Origin of the sequence: Shewanella eurypsychrophilus (assembly GCF_007004545.3) — a bacterium.
Classification (GTDB): Bacteria; Pseudomonadota; Gammaproteobacteria; order Enterobacterales; family Shewanellaceae; genus Shewanella; species Shewanella eurypsychrophilus.
The window spans coordinates 2,568,917-2,586,099 of sequence record NZ_CP045503.2 but is presented as its reverse complement, the minus strand read 5'-3'; the positions used below and the strand labels follow the sequence as shown (position 1 = coordinate 2,586,099).

Annotated in this window: 13 protein-coding genes and 2 tRNA genes; 6 read left to right on the top strand and 9 right to left on the bottom strand. The window is 42.3% G+C overall.

All coding sequences use genetic code 11. The features are described from left to right. Positions 1-30: 30 nt before the first annotated feature. Complete coding sequence (locus tag FM038_RS10905) at positions 31-996, bottom strand: hypothetical protein (protein WP_142870656.1); 966 nt, start codon at positions 994-996, stop codon at positions 31-33. 359 nt (positions 997-1,355) lie between these two features. On the opposite strand from FM038_RS10905, the gene trhA reads away from it, so the two are divergent. Next, a complete protein-coding gene (trhA, locus tag FM038_RS10900) occupies positions 1,356-2,036 on the top strand; it encodes a PAQR family membrane homeostasis protein TrhA (protein ID WP_142870657.1) in 681 nt (226 codons plus the stop codon). 14 nt (positions 2,037-2,050) lie between these two features. Here trhA and FM038_RS10895 read toward each other — a convergent pair whose 3' ends face one another. Next, the gene (locus FM038_RS10895) at positions 2,051-2,569 is read right to left on the bottom strand and encodes a tRNA-uridine aminocarboxypropyltransferase (RefSeq protein WP_336512798.1); all 519 of its coding nucleotides are present in this window, start codon (positions 2,567-2,569) and stop codon (positions 2,051-2,053) included. A gap of 271 nt (positions 2,570-2,840) precedes the next feature. Between FM038_RS10895 and FM038_RS10890 the strand changes: the two genes are divergently transcribed. Then, complete coding sequence (locus FM038_RS10890; protein WP_195873252.1) at positions 2,841-4,268, top strand: sensor histidine kinase; 1,428 nt, start codon at positions 2,841-2,843, stop codon at positions 4,266-4,268. 16 nt (positions 4,269-4,284) lie between these two features. Here the strand turns inward: FM038_RS10890 and def are convergent, their stop codons facing one another. Beyond that, positions 4,285-4,776, bottom strand: a complete 492-nt coding sequence (def, locus tag FM038_RS10885) for a peptide deformylase (RefSeq protein ID WP_142870659.1) — start codon at positions 4,774-4,776, stop codon at positions 4,285-4,287. A gap of 183 nt (positions 4,777-4,959) precedes the next feature. On the opposite strand from def, the gene FM038_RS10880 reads away from it, so the two are divergent. Then, the gene (locus FM038_RS10880) at positions 4,960-6,681 is read left to right on the top strand and encodes an MFS transporter (protein ID WP_195873251.1); all 1,722 of its coding nucleotides are present in this window, start codon (positions 4,960-4,962) and stop codon (positions 6,679-6,681) included. 137 nt (positions 6,682-6,818) lie between these two features. On the opposite strand, the gene FM038_RS10875 is transcribed toward FM038_RS10880, so the two are convergent. Beyond that, positions 6,819-7,529 (bottom strand): hypothetical protein, encoded by a 711-nt coding sequence (locus FM038_RS10875; protein ID WP_142870660.1) that lies wholly within the window; start codon positions 7,527-7,529, stop codon positions 6,819-6,821. A 217-nt stretch (positions 7,530-7,746) separates the two neighbouring features. Here FM038_RS10875 and FM038_RS10870 point away from each other — a divergent pair, with 217 nt between their 5' ends. Together FM038_RS10870 and FM038_RS10865 are read left to right on the top strand one after the other, a co-directional pair. Then, on the top strand, positions 7,747-8,151 hold the full coding sequence (locus FM038_RS10870; protein ID WP_142870661.1) for an MGMT family protein: 405 nt from the start codon (positions 7,747-7,749) through the stop codon (positions 8,149-8,151). A gap of 227 nt (positions 8,152-8,378) precedes the next feature. After that, complete coding sequence (locus FM038_RS10865; RefSeq protein ID WP_142870662.1) at positions 8,379-9,146, top strand: DUF3108 domain-containing protein; 768 nt, start codon at positions 8,379-8,381, stop codon at positions 9,144-9,146. 70 nt (positions 9,147-9,216) lie between these two features. Here FM038_RS10865 and FM038_RS10860 read toward each other — a convergent pair whose 3' ends face one another. Continuing rightward, a complete protein-coding gene (locus FM038_RS10860) occupies positions 9,217-10,002 on the bottom strand; it encodes a class II glutamine amidotransferase (protein WP_142870663.1) in 786 nt (261 codons plus the stop codon). 245 nt (positions 10,003-10,247) lie between these two features. Here FM038_RS10860 and fadE point away from each other — a divergent pair, with 245 nt between their 5' ends. Further along, a complete protein-coding gene (fadE, locus tag FM038_RS10855) occupies positions 10,248-12,695 on the top strand; it encodes an acyl-CoA dehydrogenase FadE (protein ID WP_142870664.1) in 2,448 nt (815 codons plus the stop codon). A gap of 79 nt (positions 12,696-12,774) precedes the next feature. Here fadE and FM038_RS10850 read toward each other — a convergent pair whose 3' ends face one another. The 4 genes from FM038_RS10850 to FM038_RS10835 all read right to left on the bottom strand — a co-directional run bounded on the left by FM038_RS10850 (position 12,775) and on the right by FM038_RS10835 (position 17,127). Then, complete coding sequence (locus FM038_RS10850; protein ID WP_142870665.1) at positions 12,775-14,616, bottom strand: cation:proton antiporter; 1,842 nt, start codon at positions 14,614-14,616, stop codon at positions 12,775-12,777. 813 nt (positions 14,617-15,429) lie between these two features. Then, positions 15,430-15,506 (bottom strand) — tRNA-Asp (locus FM038_RS10845). A gap of 68 nt (positions 15,507-15,574) precedes the next feature. Next, a tRNA-Asp gene (locus tag FM038_RS10840) sits at positions 15,575-15,651 on the bottom strand. Between the two features lie 126 nt (positions 15,652-15,777). After that, a complete protein-coding gene (locus FM038_RS10835) occupies positions 15,778-17,127 on the bottom strand; it encodes a TIGR03503 family protein (RefSeq protein ID WP_142870666.1) in 1,350 nt (449 codons plus the stop codon). Positions 17,128-17,183: the final 56 nt, after the last annotated feature.

Sequence of the window (17,183 nt, the reverse complement as noted above, 5' to 3'; positions counted from 1 at the left end):
TGCGATGATTTTATTTCATCTTTAAGATCACTAATTTATCGGTCTTTTATATACTCTTTTTGCTATAGCACGTTTTAATGCCGCCGCAACAGAGTCACCATCACAGCGAAATGGATAACCCAAGTTTTCCGCATGGGGATTAATCGGGTTTGGTGTTTTGACCACTCTGTAGCAGGTATTTCCTTGCCTGACGATTCGATTAGGATCCAGCTTATGGTCGAGTGTTTTTGCTGTCAGCCATTCATCTTCAACAGGTAATTCTAATTCGATCATCTCACCGTCCATTTCACTCAATGTTTTTACTTGAGTGTACTGAGCTGCTGCATTTACGGAAAGCTTACCTAATAGAGCGTCTCTTTCTCGGCTAAAATATTCTTGAGTCAAAGCATTTAGACTAGAAATAGACACCGTCGACGGAGTGATAATATCAGAAGAGAAATACGCTTGGGCTTGGACACTCTCCTTGTCTTTATTAAGCCATGCTGGCTGCTCGGTTTCTATCATATTTACCTGCTCCATATCAGCAGCGTCATTGTTAGTCTCATCAACATGAATCACCTGTGTCAGCAAACTCTCTCGAGTGAGAATATTTTCAATTTCTACCGTTTTCTTTTCGTCAGTATCTTCGCTCTCAACAGGCCTCTTGTTATCTGACTGTTTACCACTCAATGGTACCGCTTTTACTGTCTCTTTTAGCTCGTAGTAGATATAGGCGTTTAACTTAGAAGGCGTTGTGGTCGGCACAGATAAATCCGTCGGTTCCCATACAGAATCGAGTGCCAAAAGCAGCGTTAGATGAACAAGGATGACGAGTACAACTGTCAAAGCAGAATTAAGGTATTTGTGTGTATAGCTTTCAGCTAGCACAAGAGTAGCGATATCACTGGATGTGAGCGCAAACTCAAGCTCACTATTGATCTCACTATCACGCTCATTAAACCAAATTAGGCTCGATTCAGCGTTAGTAGATATCTTATTATTTATATCAAAACGCACAGCTAAGATTCATCCCTTGAAAATAGGCTAAGTGGTATCTAGATGTCGCTTGGGAGTATTAGCGAGTAGACAAACTAGCATTACAGCTCTGCCCTGCAAAACCAGAAAGTGAGCATCTTCCTTCGCTAATGTTAAATTCCCCATGCACCTTTTCAGATTGTTAACTGTCGATAAAGTTCATTTCAAGTAATATAAAATGTCGAACATTACCCAATGAACTTACTCCAGTGGCAAAAGATAAAGTTATGCTTGATGAATGCTCACTGACAAACAATTTAAGCTTACACGTGTACGCTTAACTATGGTTTTATCTCTGTATTGCTGATAAACTCCTTAAAAATATCATCGAGTAGTTATATATGGCAGTAGAAGAGTCCCTCGCTCAGCAAGAAGGTTCATCTCCAGTTAACGCGAGTGGTTATACCGAAAAAGAAGAATGGGCGAACAGTATCAGCCATGGTTTAGGTGTGATTGCTGGGATTCTAGCCTTAATCTTTTCCTTCATAAAAGGACAAGATTCATTAAATTCCGTGCAGTTGTTTGGCGTTATTATCTACTGTAGCAGTATCATTTTATTATTTACCTGCTCGACGTTGTACCATTGGGTATCGTCACCAGAATGGAAACATAAATTAAAAATTGCCGATCATTGTGCAATATATTTTTTAATCGCAGGCACATACACCCCACTAATGCTTATCGCGTTAAGTGGTTTCAAAGCAAATGTCATCTTGATCTCTATTTGGAGCCTTGCCTTCGGTGGCGTCCTATTTAAAACACTCTTTATCAATCGCTTTAAGAAATTCAGTGTCGTGCTTTACCTAGTAATGGGTTGGTTATGTGCCACTGTGATGAGTGAACTCACGCAATCTATGAGCACATTAGGTTTTCAATTACTGCTATGGGGCGGCATATTCTACAGCTTTGGTGTGATTTTCTATGTGGGTAAACGTATTCCCTACAATCATGCAATCTGGCACCTTTTTGTCTTAGCTGGCGCCGTGAGCCATTTTTTCTGCGTTTACCTGACTCTTATCTAACATTGATAAATTGATTAGCGCGACTTCTGTTGAAACAGCTCAAACACAGTGTTGAGCTGTTCTGCTTCCTGAGTTAGCCCTTGAATCTTACACACCTCAATTATGCACTCTATGGTACATAAACCACCATCGACCTGGTTTCGTCTCAATGTGAAACTAGAATCATGGTTTCCAGACAAGGCAAACTTAGCTGCCTGTTTAAGGTATGGACTCTGCCTCAACATCTTCCTGGCCTCTTGCCAGGTGGCATCAATGATCACTAACGTCTGAGGTAAGCATTCAAGATAAATATCTTTTGTTAAGAGACTCTCACTTTTAGCGTTTAACGTATCCACACCATTTGGTGATTCACTTGCACCCTTTTCATCAGGAAAGAGTACCGCCGCGCTTTGTTGTGAAAGTAAAGAAACCAAACGTTTATCAGGGGCAACGCGTGACCAGATCAAGCGTGAACAAAAATGTGGGAATGCATCTAGAGCAAGACGACCAGTATTTGTAGGTCGTAACAGTTCACGTTCGTGGGTTAATAACACAATATTCAATTTTTATTCTCTAAATACAATTTTTATTATCTAAGTACAATTTTACTCTCTAAATATCATGCCCTGAGCAAGTTAGCATTAACTTAAGACGGGTAAAATTTCAGGCTAAACTGATTCGATAAATTAAAAGCTTACAAGCCAAACATATCTCTCATTTTTTGCCTAATTATCTAGGTAATCGATTCATTCTAAGATAATATCGATACGAACAATTATCATTAACAAATCAAGTTACCTTTTCTAAAGAGTGCAGTATAGCCCTATGTTCATTCCTTTATCAGGCTTATTTTCGCGACTTCAAGTCAAGATTTTTAGCTATTTCGCCTTATCTTTATTGGCTATTTTACTGATAGCAACTGGGATTGAAAGAGTTGTGATCAATCGTTTGCTAACGCTGCCTGGCTCGACTCAAGCAGAGCTGACTCAACTTGCTAATCAAGCCACAGAATTAATTAACGCTAAAGATTTATTGAGCCTTGCAACTTGGGAAAAAAATCAAAGTTTTAGGGTATATGTGTTGGACGAAAATCTTCGCTCAATCACCCAAGCTGAGATGCACCCGCATTTTATTTTTAAATTGCAATATATGAGGCAACTTCACTTGCCTATGGGAGACAGTGTCAGGAAGCCCCTCATCGGGATCCCTCTTGTTAATGCCATAAACTCAGCATCCCCATTAACACTCGTCGTACAATTGATTCCTGAGCTGCATCCGGCGCAAAAGCTCACTCAGAGCTTATGGTTAATTAGATTACTGGTAGGAATATCCGTTTTATTGGTATTTACCTCTATATTAACTCGCTATTTAATTACCCCTTTGACACACCTTAAAAAAGGCACCCAGGCACTAGCCGGTGGGCAGCTTGATACTAGGATCTCACAACATTTCTCTGTAAAAGAAACCGAGTTTTACCATCTCGCTACCGAATTTGATTATATGGCTGAACAACTGCAAAACGCGATGCAAAACCAAAAGCGGTTATTAAGAGATGTCTCTCATGAGTTAAGAACCCCACTTGCACGTCAGGAGTTAGCACTCCACCTACTGTCGAAGCAAGCCAATGAGCAACAACAAAAAAACCTCTCCCGTTTGGAGCATGAAAATCAACAGATGGCCTCATTAATTAACAGTATTCTTGATTACAGTAGATTGAATAATGCTTATGTTAAATTAACACTGTCATCAGTTCCACTAAACACCATCAGAACCAAAGTACTCAAGGATATTCAATTTGAAGCCAAAGACACTCAAACCATAAGTTGGAATTTAGCGGCTGTTGAAGTCAATATCATTACCGACATAAATTTTCTCATTAGAGCTATCGATAACATACTGAGAAACGCATTAAAATACGCAGGTAATAACTGTACTGTGATCATAAGTACACGTATAGATGAGGAGACGTGCATCATCGATATCGAGGATGATGGGCTTGGGATCTCAGAATCTGAATTGGATAATATTTTTAACCCATTTACCCGAATGGATGAGGCAAGACATTCTAGTCAAGGTGGCTATGGGCTAGGACTCGCTATCGTCAAGCAAAGCATAAAGCTACTGGGCGGAGAAGTTCACGCTAGGAATGTTGAACAGGGGGGATTTTGTATCAGCCTAAGCTTACCGCTTAAACCAAAGCATAGCGGTAAAACTCAGGTGAGAACTAGAAAACTGTCTAGCTCTGTTTGTTGATAATAACTGGCAGTATTTATCGATTCTTCTTTACTTTTTTAAGTGCGATTTGTTGTTTTAACTTTGAAAGATGATCGGTAAACACAATCCCATTTAAATGATCCATCTCATGTTGCAGCACGATAGCTAAAAACGTATCCGTTTCTATTTCAAACGCTTGTCCGGTACGATCTAATGCCTTCACAGTGACTTTTTCACTTCTTGATACTTTAGCGCGATAACCAGGAATAGATAAACATCCCTCTTCCCCGACAAAATCACCATCTGACGATACGATTTCAGGATTAATCAGTACCTGAGGTTGATCTCTGTCTTCAGATAGATCGATAACTAATATGGCATGTTGACTACCCACTTGCGTGGCAGCTAAGCCAATACCATCTTCCGTATCGTACATGGTTTCAAGTAAGTCATCGATGAATGCTTGTACATCATCAATATTTTCAACTGGGCGGGCTTTACGCTTAAGGCGTTCATCAGGAATTGTTAAAATATCGAGCACAGCCATTTACAGATCACATAATGAGAAAATTTGGCGTCATTATGACCGAATAACAGCTAAAGGCAACTGTCTAGCACCGATCTTATCTGAGTAATTGCTGTGAATGTTAACGAATATGTCACATTGCTTGATATCCATGCTATATCTCGTTAGCATAGGTTAAATTGTATAAAATATACAGGAAGTAGCATGACCCAAGTGACTCGAACGCCCTTGCCTAAAACCTTCTTCGTTGCCAATACCATGGAGATATTTGAACGCCTTGCCTGGTATGGATTCTTTACACTATCGTCTCTTTACATGACCTCTCCCTCTCATCAAGGAGGATTAGGCTTTAGTGAACAAGAAAGAGGGTTACTGCAAGGGATGATCCCCTTCTTCCTGTATCTATTTCCCGTCGTGACCGGGGCGCTTGCTGATCGTTATGGCTATCGGAGAATGTTTTTAATTTCCTATGTGATCATGTGTCCTAGTTACTTCATTTTGGGACAAGTCGATACGTTTGCCGGCTTCTTTATTGCGTTTATGGGAGTCGCTCTCGGTGCAGCCTGCTTTAAGCCCGTTGTAACAGGCACTGTTGCAAGGACCACAGATAAAACAAACCGAGGACTGGGTTTCGGCATTTTCTACATGATGGTCAACATTGGCGGCTTCCTAGGCCCGTTTATCGCGGGTTATGTACGTGCTATCAGTTGGGATTGGGTGTTTATCATGTCTTCATTTTGGATAGCCGTAAACTTCATTCCAGCTCTGCTTTTCTACAAGGAACCCACAGATCAAGAAGCGCAAAAAGGTAAGCCCTTAAAGGCCGTTTTCTCTGATATCCAGGAAGTCTTGGGAAATATAAGATTCGCCATCCTATTTTTTGGCAGCTTGATCATTTTAATGTCATTTGGCGCGAAATGGATTTCGGGGCAAACAACACTCATTATCTATCTTGCCTGGTTTGTTGGACATTACGTATGGAACTTGCAAGCTAAAAATGATCTCAACTTAGCCTGGTACAAACAGAAAATTACCATCGGCAATAAGCCGTTTGTGATCTACTTATTAATCTTGTCTGGTTTCTGGATGGTTTATCAGCAAATATTTATCACCCTACCCATTTACATACGTGACTTTGTCGACACATCAGATTTAATTGCCATGCTCTCTTCCTACCCCAACCTGTTAAGCTTTTTAGCGCCAGTCGACCTAAGCAGCTTGCAAACTGAACTGACACGACTATCAGCTGCAATGGTAAATCAAGAGCTCACGGCCCAATCCGCTTATTTCGATCTTGTGCATTATAAAGTCATGGTACCTGTAGCCGAGATAAACAGTGGATTAGCAGCAATAGCAACGGACCCCTCTCAAGCACAACACTATGCTGAATCTTGGTCAGCACAATATCGGCAAATAAACCCTGAATATATGATTGGTCTTAACTTTCTTTCTATCGTGGTGCTGCAGTTAGTTGTTAGCCGTATTGCAGAAAAATTCCAAGCTTTACCAGTGTTGGTCGCAGGTACTGTAATTATTGCCATTGGCACAGCACTCGGCGGCGTTGCACACGGTGCAATTATGGGAGGAGTCATGGTATTGACGTCTATTCTGGTGTTTTCGATTGGAGAGATGGTGGCCTCACCTAAGAGTCAGGAGTACGTGGCTAGCTTTGCACCCCATGATAAAAAGGCCATGTTTATGGGTTATTACTTTGTCTCTTCTGCAATCGGCTTTCTTCTGGCGGGCCCACTTTCTGGTTATCTATATTCAGAAGTGGCCAAGCAAGCACAAAGGCCCGATCTGATGTGGTATATCATCGGGTTTTTCGGACTAATAACGGCCATTGGTTTAGTGCTATTTCATAAGTTTGGCGTCATGAAAACCTATGAGGATCCAAGTTTGAAGCAGAATACTGAAGCGGTATAACCCATGGAAAACTAGACCCGATTTAACCATCTTTATCTTGGTAAAACCAAACGAGTAGTGGTGTTAACGCCACTACTCAATGTTGAAACAACTCATAGATAGAAATTAGCGGATCAATTTATGCTTTACCTTAGCCTCTAAAATTGGGACTTCATGCCTAATAACCATTGAGTGTCTTCTCTAGTCAATCCGTTAAACCTGACAACTTGATATTGATAGCCTAGCTCCCAAGACCATTGATGAGTTAATCGATAGCCGACAGCGATATTTGCCAGCCCTCCATAACGCTCACTGCCATCGATAGAGGCGGTTATCTCTGTTGCAAATTGGTTGTACCAACGTGGATCCCAAGGTTTTAGGACTGATAAACGCCATTTAACGGCGAGACTGTCATTGTTACTAATACTGTCTACATCCAGAAAGTTTGCGGCCAATTCACTGTATACCGACGTGTTGAGCCAACCTTTATATTCTTTGATCATGCCTAACTGATATTGATAGTGACTAAAACTTCCTTCATCTGTTTTCGTTTTACCGTGATCAATCGAAGCACTAACATTCCAAGAATCTGACACTGTGACAGCAGATGGCTGTGAAACATACAGATAAGACAATGCCCATTTGTCCCCGGCAAAATTGCTATTAATGGCTAGACTTTGATTCTCACCACCCAATCTCCCGCCAACTTTTAATGTATCAGCATCAAATCCGAAGCCATATGCGTTACTTATGTTTAACGGATCTGCGATATGACGTCCTTCTTGAGCCTGACTCACGGACAAAAATAATAGAGGAAAAGAACAGACTAGAACGCCTACATATCGGGAAGATAAAGAGATATACAACATAAGTCACACCGCAAAAGAGAGGATTATTACGAGTAAGCAACTGATACGCAAGCATTCTTACAAAAAATTACACCTAACAAACAAGCCGAACCCAAAAGAGAGCAAAAACCAACAGGCGTACCAAAAGGTTACACGAAAATAGCTTCTAACTGGCGAGTTTACAGTGAAAAAGATATGATGAAGTGACTTCATACATCTGGATGCTGGATATCATTAGATGATCAACAACATGGGTAGCACTCAGCCAAATTTTTATCACCCAGAGCATCAGCCTGTCGCTAACAGCTTATCTGCGAGTGAAAAAATCTGGTTTATTGTGGCAATGATCCCAAGCGGCCAAGTGAGCGCCTATGGAAAAATTGCCGATTTAGCGGGTCTACCTGGACGGGCAAGATATGTCTCTAAAGCGTTGAAAATGGCACCTGACAGCTTGCAATTGCCTTGGCATAGAGTCATCAATAGCCAAGGAAAGATTTCATTTAAGCCAGATACGACTCAGTTTCGTGATCAGCTTGAACGACTCAGAGTCGAAGGTATTGAAGTGCACAAAGGTAAGATCCAGATGGCAAAATTTGAATGGCGGCCCGATATGGCGACATTAGTCTTACAACTGCCCTTTTAAAGCGACTCTCTATTTATCATGGTTTCAAGAAACCGTGAGTCAGTATTAGCCGTTGAACCAAAACGACAAGCGAGTGTCAGATGTATTGTCACTCTAGTCTGAATTAGAATGACATGTTGAACCGAGAAAAGTTTAACTCGTTGCACATTAACATCAATATTCATGCATTATATTCATTAAGATGTGACTCAACTTCATGTCAATTACACCCTGTTAAGGAGATTTCATTGTCAATTGGCAAACGTCTATTATTAGTTTCAAACCTCTTTCTGATCAGCCTCTCAGTGGCCGCCTCACCGACTCCTTTAACGCCACATACAGCTGAATATCAAGTCAATTATGGCAGTATTGAATTAGGAAAGGCCCGTTATCAGCTCCCTCAAGCAGAAGGAAACTTATACCATTACCGCTTCGACAGTGCTGTAAGTCTACTGGTGCTATCTGACAGACGAAATGTACGTAGCGACTTTACCTTAGAAAATAACCAACTAAGTCCTATGCGCTACACCCACAATAGAAAAGGAACAGGCCCTAGCTTTCAGGAACAAGCTGCCTTCGCAAGAGAGCAGGAGGTGGTACATAGTCGTTATAAAGATGAAAGATCTAAACTTGATTATATCGATACACTCTATGATCCGCTGATGGTGCAACTTCAGTTCAGACTAGACTTAGCACACGGTAAGAAAGAGTTACATTATGCCATGGTCAAAGAAGGAGAAGTCGATGAATATGATTTCAAGATCATAGGTAAAGAACGGATGAATATTGAAAGTGGTAGCTATGAGACCATCAAGATTGAAGTCGTTAGAGACAGTAAAAAACGCCAAACATTTTTCTGGATGGCGCCTGACCTAGCCTATTTACCCGTACGGTTAACCCATTTTGAAAAAGGCAGTAAACAGCTGGACATCAAGTTACTTAACTACCACTTTACCCCAGAACCACAAACGGTAAAGGCTGAAAGTGAAAATATAAAAACGAGTGTTCAACCTTAAACAGTCGTTTTGCCAGGATTCAATTTACCCGCCTTCTCGGCTCTGAACGCTCGCTTAGTGTAAGCAAGCTTTAAGCAGTCTGGTCGAGTATCAATTGGCCTTTTCGAAACAGTTTCCAATCCCCTGCGGCTAAGATATGCCACTCTTCATCTTTCGTGAGAGGCCGAGTTGCAATCACTGTTACCACATCATCCGGTGTCGTCTCTTTCTTAAAGTCTATGACCACATCAGTATCAATCAGCTTTGCCTTGCCAAAAGGGGCTTTACGGGTGATATAACACAAGTTATTACTGCAATAACTCATCAAATTTTCGCCATCAGATAAGATCATATTAAATACACCTAATGCTCTTATCTCATCTGCTAAAGTTGAAATGTACTGATATACGGCAATAATATCAGCAGGTTCTTGCTCACCAAATTTTTGTACAACTTTTTCTAACAACCAACAAAATGCCAGCTCGCTATCTGTATCACCAACAGGTTGAAATTTAGATACTCTAAACTTGTCTTGATAATCACTCAATTGACCATTGTGGGCATAAGTCCAATACCGCCCCCATAGTTCTCGCGTGAAAGGATGGGTATTTTCCAGAGAAACGCAGCCTCGATTAGCCTGACGAATATGGCTGACAACCACTTCACTCTTAATAGGATAGCTTTGAATGAGTTCGGCAATATGCGACTCACTACTTGGCCGCGCATCTTTAAATGTTCGGCTGCCTTTCCCTTCGTAAAAGGTTATCCCCCAACCATCTACGTGGGGGCCAGTGACACCACCTCTTTGAGCTAGGCCGGTAAAACTAAACACGATATCCGTCGGCACATTCGCGCTCATAGCAAGGAGTTCACACATTAATTCGTCCCTTTGATACATCTGACTTTGATTTCTATTGTAAGTATATTCTAACTATTTGAAGCACAAAGTGGAATCTCGTCTTCTACAATTTTTTTAAACGTATGTTTAAAAAAAACTTGTATTAAATTTCACATAGGTTTAAATTTTATGCGACACAGGTCAGACCACAACCTATAATTGTGATAACGATCAGAACATTTCTGACCAAATAACATTCAGGTCGCATTTTAAGGAGAATAATAGTGACAATAATACTATGGATCATCGCGTTTCTTTTTGTGTTAGGCACCCTAGCCTACCTAAGAGTTTCGTTGCTCACATCAAGCATCATCACCGCTGTCGTTATGGCTATTGGTTCAGCAACCGAGGTAGTCAGTGCCCTTGTATGGATTATCTTCTTAGCTATTGCTCTACCTCTGAATATTAATTCATTCCGTAAAAATGTGCTCACTAAGCCATTACTCAAGCTCTACCGTGGGATCATGCCTGAGATGTCTTCCACAGAGAAAGAAGCCATTGAAGCGGGTACAACATGGTGGGAAGCCGACCTATTTGCAGGAAACCCTGATTGGAAAAAATTGCACAACTACCCCGTTGCCAGATTAAGTGCCGATGAGCAGGCCTTCTTAGATGGGCCTGTCGAAGAAGTCTGTAAAATGTTAAATCAACATCAGGTTTCTCACCAGCTTGGTGATCTACCAGCTGAAATTTGGCAATACTTAAAAGACCATGGCTTCTTTGCCATGATCATCAAGAAGAAATACGGTGGTCTTGAATACTCAGCCTATGCCCAATCACGCGTCTTGCAAAAATTAGCAGGCTTGAGCAGTGAACTGGCTTCGACTGTCGGCGTGCCAAACTCACTAGGCCCTGGTGAATTACTGCAACACTACGGTACTCCTGCTCAGCAAGATCATTATCTACCTAGGCTCGCCAAGGGATTAGAAGTGCCTTGCTTTGCATTAACGAGTCCAGAGGCTGGCAGTGATGCTGGCGCGATTCCTGACTTTGGTATTGTGTGTAAAGGCCAATGGGAAGGTGAAGAAATTTTGGGAATGAAACTCACCTGGAACAAACGTTATATAACTTTGGCTCCTGTCGCCACTGTACTTGGACTGGCATTTAAGCTTAAAGATCCCGATCAACTTTTGGGCGATAAAAAAGAATTTGGGATCACTTGTGCCCTCATTCCAACCGACATTGAAGGTGTTGAAACAGGTCGTCGCCATTTTCCACTTAACTGTATGTTTCAAAATGGTCCCACTAAAGGCAACGAAGTATTCGTTCCATTAAGCTTTATCATAGGTGGCCCTGAGATGGCTGGCCAAGGCTGGCGCATGCTGGTTGAATGTTTATCCGTTGGTCGAGGTATCACCTTACCGTCTAACTCTGCTGGCGGTATTAAAACTGCGGCGATAGCCACTGGTGCTTACGCACGAATTCGCCGCCAATTTAAACTGCCTATTGGTAAGCTTGAGGGTATCGAAGAACCAATGGCGCGTATCGGTGGTAATGCTTACCTAATGGATGCGGTTACCAGTTTAACCACGACAGGGATTGATCTGGGTGAAAAACCATCGGTTATCTCGGCAATCGTTAAATTTCACCTCACCGATAGAATGCAAAAATGTGTTATCGATGCCATGGATATCCACGGCGGTAAAGGTGTTTGTTTAGGCCCGAATAACTATTTAGGTCGTGGTTATCAAGCGGCCCCAATAGCGATTACCGTTGAAGGCGCTAACATTCTTACTCGTTCTATGATCATTTACGGCCAAGGTGCAATTCGTTGTCATCCTTATGTGATAGCTGAAATGGAGTCGGCTTTTGATACGGATTTGGATCGCGGTCTGAGTAACTTTGATTCAGCCATATTTGGCCATATCGGTTTCGCTACCAGTAACTTGGTGCGTAGCTTTTGGTTAGGCCTCACTTCGAGCCGATTCTCAAATGCTCCCTATTCAGACAAGACCAAACGTTACTATCAGCACATGAATCGCTTCAGCGCGAATCTAGCTTTACTTTCCGATTTAGCCATGGCGACATTAGGGGGTGAGCTTAAACGTAAAGAGCGTATATCTGCTCGTTTAGGTGATCTACTCAGTCAGCTTTACCTAACATCTGCCACGCTTAAACGCTACCAGGATGAAGGGCGTCAAACCGAAGACTTAGCACTTGTACAATGGGCAGTTGAAGACTCACTCTATAAACTTCAAGACTCTCTTGATGATCTGCTTAATAACTTCCCAATGGGACTAGGTATTGCCTTAAGAGCAGTATTATTTCCCTTCGGACGCCCAATTAAACGCCCAAGTGACGTGCTCGATCATAAAGTGGCTAAAATAATGCAAACGCCTTGTGCCAGCCGCGAACGTCTTGGAAAAGGACAATTCTTTACCGCATGTGAACATAACCCTGTGGGTGTTCAAGAGCAGACGTTTAAGGATATTCTTGCTTGTGAGCCTTTACATGACAAAATATGTAAAGCTGCGGGCAAAAAGCTACCTTTCATCTGGCTTGACAAGTTAGCAGCCCAAGGCAAGTCATTAGGCGTATTAACAGAAGAGGAAGTTGCACTGCTTGAGCGTACTGAAGTTGGACGACTTAAATCTATCAATGTTGATGATTTTGACCCCGATGAATTGCGCGCCATGACAGCCAATAAACACAGTCATGAGCAAGCGGCATAAATCGATAAAGCTGGCTCAATACCTAAGTATTAAAGATAAAAATGGAGGCTAACGCCTCCATTTTTTTCACTTACACTACTCACGGGAGTTTTTCAGCCGCTTGTGTCACTAATGCCTCATCAAGCTCTTTTGCAAGTAACTGAGCTTCTATGGGGATTAGGCTGATCAGTTCAATGCCACTCACTAAACTGTCACTAGCACCTGTGATAATATTGACCTTACCCGCTTGAAGATAGATCAAAGGTATCGCACATTCACCGTAGCGAGTCATGAAATCGGTGAATGTAAAATTGTCAGTAATACTCGTGCTTTTTATCAGTGCCCCTTTTGACATTAAGCTGGCTAACTTGGCATAGGATACTGACTCTCCAAATAAGCATAAACGCTCTAAATACACCTCAGAGAGCTGATGTCTTGCACTATTCCCATCATTATTATTCAAACCATACACTTTTTTAAAACCTAGCAGATCTTGATAATGAAAGCTCACTAATGGGTTCAATTGACGATACGGTGACATGACTAATAGGCGGCCTATTCCGGTCAGATCAAGAAAGTTACTCGCATGCTCCGAGGTTGGATTGCCAAAATACACCGGTAGGTTATCCATTCTAGCTAGCCGAATATTATCCCAGTTATTATCTGCCAGTGTGACAGTTACATTTTTAGATTTAAGGACTTTTGCCAGTTCTCGAGAAAATAGTGAAGCACCAAAAATCAATAATCCCTGAGAAGAGCCGGCACTCACGCCTAAGTATTTAGCCCAAGGCCCTGCAGTCAAGCTCTGCACGACGACAGTCCCAATGATGATGAGAAATACCAAAGGAACAATAAGATTGGCTCCTGCGACACCAAGCGTCTCAAGTTTAATCGCAAATAAAGAAGACACAGCGGCCGCCACAATCCCCCGAGGGGCTACCCAACTCAGAAACCATTTGTCATTTCGTCTCAGTGTCGTACCGATCCCACAAGTCCAAACACTCAAAGGTCTGGCTATCAACATCACCACAGCTAACAGCGCTAAGCCTTCCCAGCCAAGATTCAGCATGGCTTGAGAGTCTAACCGTGCAGCCAAGAGAATAAATAGCGCAGAAATAAGTAAGACCGTTAATGTTTCTTTAAACTCAATGATATCGGCTATATCGACACCTCGCATATTAGCAAGAACAACCCCCATCACAGTGACAGTCAGCAAACCTGACTCCTCTTGTAGCAAATTTGAGCCGACAAATACCCCCAGCATAATAGTCAACACACCCGCATTTTTAAGATAATGGGGTAATAAATGTCTCTTTATGATCACTCCCACGATAAAGCCAGTCATGGTTCCAAAACCTAAGCCAACTCCGAGCATATAGCCTAATGCAAGTAACACATGGCTAGTAGGATCGGCTGCGACTGCGATATATTCAAATACCAGTACAGCAAGTAAGGCACCAATGGGGTCTATCACTATGCCTTCCCAACGCAAAATCCGTGCAAGCTCAGACTTAGGTTTAACAGTTCTGAGCATAGGTATAATCACGGTTGGACCAGTCACCACCACCAAAGCGCCAAATAACATTGCTATTTCCCATGCGAAACCCATTAAAAAATGAGTCGCAACGGCAATACATGTCCAAGTAATGAGTGTCCCAATCGTAACCAAATGAGTGACCATGCGACCGTGATCTTTTATCTCCTTAAAGTTCAGCGTCAGCGCACCTTCAAACAAGATCACCGCAACACCCAGTGAGATGATAGGAAATAGTAGATCGCCGAAAAGAGCATCCGGATTAAGTATATTGAGGCCAGGGCCTAGCAGTAATCCACAAAGTAGTAAGGGTAAGATAGCGGGTAAGCGTAATTTCCATCCAAGCCACTGACAAAAGAGTGAGAGTACACCTAACAAACCTAACATGGCCGTGATCTGTTCAACCATAAATAATCATCCTTATACCATTCCATATAAGTATCTGGTCAGTTCAGAGACTCTCAGTGTTTTCAATTCAAGGCGCATTGATGAGGAAATGGTTATTCCCTTTTAAGTCAATGCAACACAGAAGTGGAAACACTGAGAGCCTCACGCAGTGCGGCTGATGTTTAAAGAAATGAGCAAAGCCCTTTATGCTACGTTGAATGTTCTCGATATAGAATAACTATTAGCTTCAAACATCCGCCTTGCCTACAGAGCTTTGAACTCCCGCTGAATGATCAGATACTTACTCGGAATGGTATTAAATAGTGTTATCAGTATAGATAACAAGAATCCTTACGTGAAATAAACAGCCACTTTCTACTTATTCTTTCATTTAGCTTTAGACACAAAAAAGCCCTCGTCTTTCGACAAGGGCTTCGTTGTTTGGCAGAGCGGACTGGCTCTTATCAGGAGACGAACCCGCGACCCACGGCGTTACAGCCGCTTTCTACTTATTCTTTCATTTAGCTTTAGACACAAAAAAGCCCTCGTCTTTCGACGAGGGCTTCGTTGTTTGGCGGAGCGGACTGGCTCTTATCAGGAGACGAACCCGCGACCCACGGCGTGACAGGCCGCTTTCTACTTATTCTTTCATTTAGCTTTAGACACAAAAAAGCCCTCGTCTTTCGACAAGGGCTTCATTGTTTGGCGGAGCGGACTGGCTCTTATCAGGAGACGAACCCGCGACCCACGGCGTGACAGGCCGCTTTCTACTTATTCTTTCATTTAGTTTTAGACACAAAAAAGCCCTCGTCTTTCGACAAGGGCTTCGTTGTTTGGCGGAGCGGACGGGACTCGAACCCGCGACCCCCGGCGTGACAGGCCGGTATTCTAACCAACTGAACTACCGCTCCTAAACTTATTGCCTTACGGCATTTAACTGTTATGTCACTAACAATTAAACTAAATTTAGTAACTTGATTGGCGGAGCGGACGGGACTCGAACCCGCGACCCCCGGCGTGACAGGCCGGTATTCTAACCAACTGAACTACCGCTCCACATCAAGTTGCGGTGATAATACGTATGCTCGCATGCCGCGTCAATAGTTATTTTAAACTGATATTCCAATCAGTTAAAAAAACAGCAATTGAGCCTGATTTATGACTTAATCGTCTAGATAACAATCAACCTGCCTTTTCATCTTCAAGAATATCTTCAGGCATAGTCAAATCGATTTCATCTAGTGCTGGTCCCAACTCTTTTGCTTTTTTCTGTTCATCAAGTCTTTGCTGTGTCGCTGCTAATGCTTCCTTAAGATTACGCCTCTTACGCCAAATAAGCAGCGCTAAAGAGCCTAAAATCAACAGGGTCAAATTCACGGTGATGATCCAAAAAATAGCATCATCTTTCGCTTTTTCCTCGGCAATAGCCGCTTTTTTTGCAGCGCGAGCCGCTAACTCTTCTGCTGTGGGTGGGGGCTTGGGAGGTTCAATCAAATTAAAGAAGCGCTCCGGTAAACTTAATACTATTTCTCGTCCGTTATGGCTTGTTGTTGCGGCCATTCCTTTAATTCGATAGCTGCCGAAATCAGACACTTCAGGAAGTAATATTTCACTTTGAGTGGTTTCAAATCCACTCAAAGTAACCGGCAGTTGTAGTCCTGCTGGGCCTACTAGCTCAAGATCTAAATGGGTTTCTGAAAGCTTGACCGCATCACTATTCACATTAACAAAAAGCTTCCAACGATCTTTTAACGGGTCTTCCGGTTCAATGATGTCAATCTCAATGGGAGGGGCTGAAAGAAAAAACTTTTGTGAACTCTCACGGGTAAAAACACTATTTTGAACTTTAACTTCGAGATTGTAATGACCCCAAGGTTGGTTTAAATTTATTTTCCCAGTGAAAATACCATCATCAGGGCGTTCATCTAGATCTTCGCCGTAATCTTTATATGAACCAACCACCAAGGTCCCAGCTGCAAAGTTTTCATCACCTGGTAGATGTTCACTGACAAATCTTGCCGTCCATTCCACCAGGTAATCGAGTCCTGGCATTCTTAAACGCTGCTCATCACCAAGCAGTTGCGCAGTCACTTTAAGGCGCTCTCCTTGGAACAAAGGTTGTGGGAATAGCTCTACCTCGATCCCTAGTTTGGAGATTTTTTGAATCTTTGAACCTTCAACGACTCGGCCGATTAACTGCCAAGGACCGGGTAAAGGATTCTGTATCGTAATGATATCACCACTTATGCCATCAACCCATTGCACCTCTTCGGGATGTCGATTGGCGTACCACTTACTCCCATCAGGTAATACGATAACCACAGGCGCACTACCGTATTGACGTTGAACAAATAGCGTTAGACTGTCGACCATGTGATCGATTCTAAAGCGATTTTTTAAAACACTTGCCTCACTTGAAGCCACAGTATTGGCATGAACAACCGCGGAAAAAAGAGTGCAGAAACTAACACTCAAGCCAAAGACTAGAGCGACGAAAGCAAGTTTGGTCGGCAACAGAGATTTAAAGCTCATAAACGTGGGGACTATCCTCGTCAGCAAAAATTAAAATGGAATGATCCTATCTAGCA